This is a genomic window from Actinomadura craniellae (genome assembly GCF_003289645.1).
Classification (GTDB): domain Bacteria; phylum Actinomycetota; class Actinomycetes; order Streptosporangiales; family Streptosporangiaceae; genus Actinomadura_D; species Actinomadura_D craniellae.
Genome location: NZ_QLYX01000020.1, coordinates 135,810 through 143,782, shown reverse-complemented (window position 1 = coordinate 143,782; position 7,973 = coordinate 135,810). Strand labels below are relative to the sequence as shown.

Sequence of the window (7,973 nt, the reverse complement as noted above, 5' to 3'; positions counted from 1 at the left end):
TCTCCACTACATTGGACAGCACGGCCACCGCCGCTCGTATGGTTCCAACACACCCACACGATCGCAGCGGTGGCCGTCTCACGTCCCGACCTCCACCACACCGAGATCTCCAAGTGCGGCTGGAGTATTAGAGAGCCTGTCCTCGAGCCCGTGCTCCCGGATCATCTCCCACATGACCGTGTAAATGCTGGCGCACATGAGGTTGATTCCCACGTCGGGGTCGAGTTCCGGCCGGTGCCAGGATCTCGCCCGCCCGCCCAGGCCGTGAGCCGCCTCATAGACGACGGCCTTTCCTCCTTTTTTGGTGATTTCATGCGCGGCCGCACATCCGGCCATGCCTCCCCCGATAATCGCGGTCTTTTTCTCAGTGGACACCGGGTGACTCCCAAGACTCAGACGACAATGGAATCAAAGTAATCGCGGACGGGTTGCCGCGTGAATAGCAGGAAATTGTGCGGCGGCGGGCACCGATGCCAAGCCGCTGATAAAGGCGCGCAGCAGGGCGCGGCGAGCTCGTACCAGGAGCCCGTCACGCCCTGATCACCGCACGCGCGCGGTGGTGATGGGTTTCACGGAGAGGAGGAGGCGAGCGGGTCCGGTTGCTGCGAGTCCTTCCCGAGATGCTCGGCCGGGGACGGCTCTTCGCCTTCGCCCTCGGCGGCCTGGCCGATCGGCGGGACGCCGCGCAGGGTGGCGAGCACCAGGCCGCCGACGAGCACCATCACGACGGCGCTGATGGCGCCCACCACGTTCATCCCGTTCAGGAACGCCTCGCGACCGACGGCGACGAGTTGGCCGCCCACGTCCGCGGGCAGCTCTTTGGCGGCCGCGAAGGCGCCGGCGAAGCTGTCCCTGGCCATCTCCGCGGTCGCGGCGGGCACGCCTTCCGGCATCGTCTCGGCGATCTGGTCGCTGTAGATGGTGGTGCCGATGGTGCCGAACACGGCGATCCCCAGACCCGCGCCGATCTCGCCGCCGGTCTCCGTCAGCGCGGAGGCCGACCCGGCCTTCTCCGGCGGGGCCGAGCCGATGATCAGGTCGGTGGTGAGCATCAGCAGAGGGTTGATGCCGACCCCGAGGAGCACGCCGCCGGCGACGAGGAGCGCGATGCCCGAGTCGGAGCCGGTGTCGATCTGTGAGACCAGCACGAATCCGGCGGCCGCGATCAGCAGCCCGGCCGCGATCACCTGGGCCGGCGGGATCTTGCGGGCGATCAACGGCGCCAGCATGGAGCCGATGATGGTGGCCGCGCCCATCGGCAGGAACCACGCCCCGGCCTTGATCGGCGACAGTCCCTCGATCAACTGCATGTACTGGGCGAAGTAGAAACCGAACCCGTACAGGGTGGTCATGCCGAGCAGCATCGCGAGCAGGCCGCCGGTGAACTTGCCGTTGTTGAACAGCCGCAGGTCGAACAGCGGGCTCGCCAACGTCCGCTGCCGCCGGACGAACAGGACTCCGAACGTGACGCCGATCAGGGCGGCGACCACCGGCAGGACCTGTACGCCGTCCTTGGCGATCTCCTTGAGCGCGTAGACGTTGGGCAGGATCATCCCCAGCGACAGCACCACGCTCACCAGGTCGATCCGCCCGGCCTCGCGGTCGCGGAACTCGGGCAGCAGCAGTGGTCCGGTGATCAGCAGCAGCACCATGACCGGCACGCCCATGAGGAACACCGAACCCCACCAGAACCACTCCAGCAGGGCACCGCCGATGGCCGGGCCGATCACGCCGCCGAGTGAGAACGACATCAGCCATACGCCGATGGCCACGGCACGCTGCTTGGCGTCCTTGAACATGTTGCTGATCAGCGCCAGCGTGGAGGGCATCAACGTGGCGCCCGCCAGTCCGAGCACCGCACGGGACGCGATCAGCATCTCGGAGCTGGTCGAATAGGCGGCCAGCACGGACGCGGCGCCGAAGGCGGTCGCGCCGAACAGCAGGAGCTTGCGGCGGCCGATCCGGTCGCCGAGGGTGCCCATCGTGATGAGGAATCCCGCGATCACGAAGCCGTAGATGTCAGTGATCCACAGCAGCTCCGTGTTGGTGGAGTTCAAATCCGCGCCGAGATGCGGGATGGCCATGTACAACACGGTGAGATCGAGCGCTATGAGGATCGTCGGAAGGGCCAGGACGGCCAGCCCGATCCACTCGCGGGGCCCTGCGCGGACCCCGGCTTCGGCGGTGGCGGACATTATGGTGTTCCTTTCTGATGCGTCGTTCTGATCGTGGAACCGGAGGTCCAGGAGCCGTACGGACGTTTGGATCGGCCTTCGCGCAGCGCTAGGGCCCACCAGAGGAGTTGGTCGAGCATGCTCTTGGCCACGGTGTTGCACGTGCCGGGATCCACCGGGTGACCGTCGCCATCGAACTGCGTGGCGAGGTCGCGAAAGAAGACGGCCTCCTGGACGCTCACCGCGTGCAGCTCGGTGAAGATCGGTTTCAGCGCGTCGACCGCGCGCAGCCCGGCGGCAGGCCCTCCGTAGGACACGAATCCGACCGGCTTGGCCTTCCAGACCTCGCCGTACCAGCCGATGGCGTTCTTGAGTGACGCGGGGAAGCCGCGGTCGTGCTCGGGCGTCACGATGACGAAGGCGTCTGCGGCCTCCAGCCACGGCGCCAGATCCTGGACCGGCCGGGGAGGGCTGTCCCCGCCGTCGGTCAGCACGTCCGGGAGCCAGGTCTTGGCGAGGTCGATGATGTCGACGTCGAGTTCACCGTGCCGGCACGCCTGGGAGGCGAACCAGTTCGCCACCGTGTGCCCTGACCGGCCCGCCTGGACGCCGCCGATAATGATCACGATGCGCATCCGGTCTTCGGTCATCGTCTCCCCCTCCCGGCGGCTCGCCCCGGATCCGGCCTCGCCTCCAACCATGCGGGCACGTTGTTATGGCGGAGTTCGGATCGGCTGACGGTTCGGTAAGGACGCCGTACCCGGCGCCGCCGAGAGGTCGATCACGTGGTTGACATGGTGAACGGCGGATCGGGGAGTGATCTGCAGGCTGAAGGCGGGCACCTGGTCGTCGGCCGGCTCGGGAAGCTCGACGACGGTCCCGTGGGGCGACCGCGATGTCCTGAGCGCACCCGGCCGGCCCACCAGGCGGACCTCCGCCTGCGTGTCGAGACGGAGGTCGAGTCCGAGCGCCGCCGTGCGGGGGGCGCCGAGGACGATGGCGTACACCGCGTCCGACGTGCTCGTGTAACGGACCTGGAGGCCCTCGTCGGAGAGCCCGGCGACGGTCGTCCAGGGTCGGGTTCCGTAGATCGCCGCACCGTTCAGCCGCAACCAGTGGCCTACCGCCAGCAGCCGCTGGGCCTGTGCCCACGGGATGGCGCCGCTACCGGTGGGGCCGACATTGATCAGCATGTTGCCGCCGCGCGCTATGACGTCCACCATGGTGTGGATCAAGGTGGTCGGGGCGATGTGGTCGGCCTCTGTTTCCTGCCGGTTGAAGCAGTAGCTCTTGCTCAGTCCCCAGAGCGCTTCCCACTTGCGGTCGTCCGGGGGGACGGTCGTCCGCTCCGGGGTGACGAAGTCGGCCGGCAAGGTGCCGGCAGTCTGCTCGGCCAGGTCGAACCGGTCGTTGAACAGCCCGTCGGCGACCTGCTCGTGGTACCAGGAGTAGAGGCCCGCCAGATCCGTCCCGGGCGGGGACACGCCCCAGTCGGCCCAGAGGGCCGACGGCCGGTAACGCAGGATCAGCTCCCGCCACTGGGCGGCGAACTGGTCGCGGTAGTCGGCCTCCTGGGGGACGGCGACCATCGCCGATGTCAGGTCGGAGACGGGCGGGTCCGAGAACGTGAAATCCCAGCTGGGGTAGTAGATGCCGAAACGCATGTTCCGGCCGCGCACGGAGGCGGCCAGCTCGCCCACGACATCACGTTCGGACTGCCAGTCCTCGCGGTAGGGGTTGGGATGCTCGCTCGGCCACAGCAGGAACCCGTCCTCGCTCTTGGCTCCAAAGATCACATAACGGGCTCCGGCGTGGGCGAACAGGTCGGTCCAGGGATCGGGATCCCACCCTGGGATCGTCTCGTCGCGGAAGCGTTCGACGAACGCCTCATAGGGCAGGTCCCCATAGTTCTCGGCGTGGTAGCGCGAGACGGCGCTGCCCGGCAGGTGCAACGCGTTCTGGTACATCATCGCGTCCGGGTCGGTGCGCCACCACGCCTCTGATGCCACGCGCTCGTACAGATCACCGTCGAAGTAAGGGTCGAGCGTCCTCGAACGCCGCACCGGAGCGTACGCCGGCATCGACGCCGAACCCCAGTGAATGAGGATCCCTACTTTCGCGTCGTCGAACCACGCGGGTACCCGGCCGTTCGAATGCTCGGTGTTCGGTGTCACGTTCCGTCATGCCTTCCTCGCTCGGCGACCTCGTCACTTCCAGTGCGATGTCTCCCTGCTCATCGCCCTGGACACGGTGTCGTCCTGTTTCGTTCGCGAAGCCAGCGTTCGTGAATCAGCGACTCGGAACCATTCGGGGCCGAACGATGTGTCAGGTCACCGGCTTGTCCCGGTTCGCGCTCCTGCCCGGCTCGGCCTTGCCGACCCGGGCCGCTGGGCTACGGTGACGGATATGCGATTCGGGTTGCTGGGGCCGCTCGAGGTGTGGACCGTCGACGGGCGGCCGGTCCGCGTCCCCGAGCTCAAGGTCCGCGCCCTGCTCGCCGACCTGCTCGTGCACGAACGCCGGCCGCTGTCGGTCGACCGGCTGATCGACGACCTGTGGGGCGAGGCCGTTCCAGGCAAGCCCAACGCCGCGCTGCGTGCGAAGGTGTCGCAGCTGCGGCGGGCACTGGAGGAGGCTGAGCCGGGCGGACGCGACCTGGTGGTCTTCGGTTCGTCCGGATACCTGATCCGGGTCGAGCCCGACTCGCTCGACACCGCCCGGTTCCAGCGGCTGGTGGCCCGAGCGCATGCCGCCGGTGACGCGCGTACCCGGGCTTCGCTGCTGTCGGAGGCGCTCGCCTTGTGGCGCGGGTCGGCGCTGTCCGACTTCGCCGACGAGGAGTTCGCCCGGCCTACGATCTCGCGGCTCGAGGAGCAACGGCTGACCGCCCTGGAGGCCCAGGCGGAGGCGCGGCTCGAGCTCGGCGAGCACAGCCTGCTGGCGGGCGAGCTGACCGACCTGGTGAACCTGCACCCCTTGCGCGAACGGCTCCGTGCCGCCCAGATGCGGGCCCTGTACCGGTCGGGGCGCCAGGCTGAGGCGCTGGAGAGCTACCAGGACCTGTGCGGGCGGCTCCGCGAGGACCAGGGACTCGATCCCGGCGCCGACCTGGTGGCATTGTTCCAGTCCATTCTTCAGCAGGACCCCGAGCTCGCCGCGGTGCCGGCGCCCGGCTCACGCTCCAATCTGCCCACGCCGGTCAGTGAGCTGATCGGCAGATCGCAGGCCGTCTCCAGCGCGGTCTCGCTGGTGCGGACCAGCCGCCTGGTGACCCTCACCGGCCCCGGAGGGGTCGGCAAGACCCGTCTCGTCGTGGAGGTGGCGGCTCAGCTGGCCGACTCGTTTCCCGACGGAATCTGGATCGTCGAGCTGGCCGGACGCAGTCCTGCGGATTCCGCCGCTCCGGACGCGGTGGCGGAGGCCGTGGCCGAGGTCATGGGCCTGCGCGACGACGCGTTGGTGCGTTCGGCGGTGACCGGCGGGGCCACAGACGTGCTCGGGCGCCTGGCCGGTGCGCTCGGAGGCGGCCGGATCCTGCTGATCCTCGACAACTGCGAACATGTCGTCGACGGCGTCGCCGAGCTGGCCGGGCTGCTGCTGCGCGCGGCCCCGGAGCTGCGCCTGCTCACCACCAGCCAGGAGGCGCTCGGCGTGCCCGGCGAGCAGCTCTGGCCGGTGCCGCCGCTCGACCTGCCCGACTCCTCGACCGACCCCGCGGTGCTCCTGCGCAGCGGCGCGGTGCAGCTGTTCGTGCGACGCGCGAGCGCCGCGGCGCCCGGCTTCACCCTCGACCGCGGCAACGCGGCCGCGGTCGCCTCGATCTGCCGCCGGCTCGACGGCATCCCGCTGGCGCTGGAGCTCGCGGCCACCCGGGTCCGGGCGCTGGGAGTACGCGAGCTGGCGAGCCGCCTGGACGACCGTTTCCAGGTGCTGTCCGCCGGCACGCGAGGCGTTCCAGAAAGGCAGCGCACCCTGCGCGCCATGATCGACTGGAGCTGGAAACTCCTGTCGGATCCCGAACGCACCGTACTGCGCCGGCTCTCGGTACACGTGGACGGCTGCGCGCTGGAGGCCGCGGAGGCGGTGTGCTCAGGAGACGGCGTCGCCCCCGGGGAGGTGCTCGGCCTGCTGGCCCATCTGGTCGACCGGTCCCTGGTGACGGTGACCGACGACGAGCCGCCGCGCTACCGGCTGCTGGAGTCGGTCGCCGCCTACTGCGCCGAGCGCCTGACCGAGGCGGGCGAGACAGACCGTTTGCGGGATCTGCATGCCCGCTTCTACACCGAGCTGGCCGAACGCGGCGACCCGCACCTGCGCGGCCCCGCGCAGCGGGAGTGGCTGCGCCGGCTCGACGACGAGACCGCCAACCTGCGCGAGGCTCTGGAGACGGTGGTCCGGCGAGGGGACGCCCACCTGGCCTTGCGCCTGGTCAGCGCGGCCTCCTGGTACTGGTACCTGCGCGGCCGCCTCCGCGAGGGCCTCCGCTCCATGGGTGCCGCGCTCACCGCCGACGGCCCCGCCCCGGCCGCGCTCCGGGCCAAGGTCACCGTCTGGGAGGCCGGTTTCACCCTGATCGCCCGCGTGACCCCGGCTGACCTGGTCACCGACATGGTCGGCCGCTGCGAGGAGATCGGCGATCCCGGCGAACGCGCCCGCGCCCAGTGGTTCCTGGCCACCGCGCTCTTCAACCGGGTGGAGGAACACGTCGGCCGGGAGCTGGCGGATCGCGCCATGTCGGCCTTCCGCACCTTGGGCGACCAGTGGGGAGCCGCGGCGGTGCTAAGCCTCCGCACCTGGCATGCCCTGATGCGAGCCGATCTGGCCGCGGTCGAGCGCGACGGCGAGCGGAGCCTGCGGGCTTTCCGCGAGCAGGGCGACCCCTGGGGCCAGGTCCAGGCGACCAGCCCGCTCGCCACGCTGGCCGAGGTGACCGGCGACTACGAACGTGCGGCCCGGCTGCACCGTGAGGCCCTGCGCGTCGCCGAAGACCTCGGCCTGTGGTCAGAAGTCTCCTGGCATCTGTCGGGCCTCGGCCGGGTCGCCATGCTGACCGGCGCGCACGCCCGAAGCCGGGAGTTCCACGAGCGCGCCATGCGGATCGCCGCGGGCCGGTCCGACACGTTCGGTGAGAAGTACGCCGAGCTGGGCCTGGGCCTGGGAGCCCGCCGCGAAGGACGCCTCGACGAAGCGGAGAAGCACCTGCGCGGCGTCCTCGACTGGCTGCGCTCGGCGGAGGTCGACGGCGCCGCCCTGGTCGTGGCCGAGTTGGGCTACGTCGCAGAGCTCCGCGGCGACGCGCGCACAGCGCACCTGCTTCAGCTCAGGAGCTTCACCGCCGCCCGCGATTCCCGCGCCCCGCGCGAGAGCGCGCTCGCCCTCGAAGGACTGGCCGGTGCGCAGGCCTTGGCCGGCCACGCCCGCGAGGCGGCCCGCTTGCTGGGCGCCGCCGAGACGCTCCGCAACGGCGTCGGAGCGCCCCTGCCGCCCCTCGAACGAAACGATGTCGACCGTGCGACGGCCGCCATCCGCACTGAGCTGACCGACGCGGACCTGGCCGCCGAGCGGGCCCAGGGCGCCGCCGCGGATCCCAAGGCACTGGTGGAATCCCTGACCCCGCCGTCCTGAAACGTGCTCGGGGCGCTCTCAGGGACACGGCAAAGTCATGCGGTGGGCCGGGAGTAGGGCTGTGGCCTGGGGTGTCGCGATAGCGGGTGGGATGTCCGGCGTGTCCGTGAGGGGTGGGCGGGGTCCGGGCGGAACGATGGAAGTTCCTACGCTCACCATCGTCTGCCGTGAGGG

General features: G+C 70.0%; 5 protein-coding genes. 1 reads left to right on the top strand and 4 read right to left on the bottom strand.

All coding sequences use genetic code 11. The features are described 5' to 3' along the window. Window positions 1-78: 78 nt before the first annotated feature. From DPM19_RS31680 to DPM19_RS31665, 4 genes are all read right to left on the bottom strand, one after another. The gene (locus DPM19_RS31680) at window positions 79-375 is read right to left on the bottom strand and encodes an FAD-dependent oxidoreductase (RefSeq protein ID WP_111871759.1); all 297 of its coding nucleotides are present in this window, start codon (window positions 373-375) and stop codon (window positions 79-81) included. A gap of 194 nt (window positions 376-569) precedes the next feature. Continuing rightward, on the bottom strand, window positions 570-2,195 hold the full coding sequence (locus DPM19_RS31675) for an MFS transporter (RefSeq protein WP_111871758.1): 1,626 nt from the start codon (window positions 2,193-2,195) through the stop codon (window positions 570-572). Beyond that, a complete protein-coding gene (locus tag DPM19_RS31670) occupies window positions 2,195-2,824 on the bottom strand; it encodes an NADPH-dependent FMN reductase (protein WP_111871757.1) in 630 nt (209 codons plus the stop codon). Before DPM19_RS31670 ends, DPM19_RS31675 begins: the two co-directional genes overlap by 1 nt. A 63-nt stretch (window positions 2,825-2,887) precedes the next feature. Next, window positions 2,888-4,348: an alpha-L-fucosidase gene (locus DPM19_RS31665; protein ID WP_111871756.1), complete on the bottom strand. Its 1,461-nt coding sequence runs from the start codon at window positions 4,346-4,348 to the stop codon at window positions 2,888-2,890. A gap of 232 nt (window positions 4,349-4,580) precedes the next feature. Here DPM19_RS31665 and DPM19_RS31660 point away from each other — a divergent pair, with 232 nt between their 5' ends. Beyond that, window positions 4,581-7,799, top strand: a complete 3,219-nt coding sequence (locus DPM19_RS31660; protein ID WP_111871755.1) for a BTAD domain-containing putative transcriptional regulator — start codon at window positions 4,581-4,583, stop codon at window positions 7,797-7,799. Window positions 7,800-7,973: the final 174 nt, after the last annotated feature.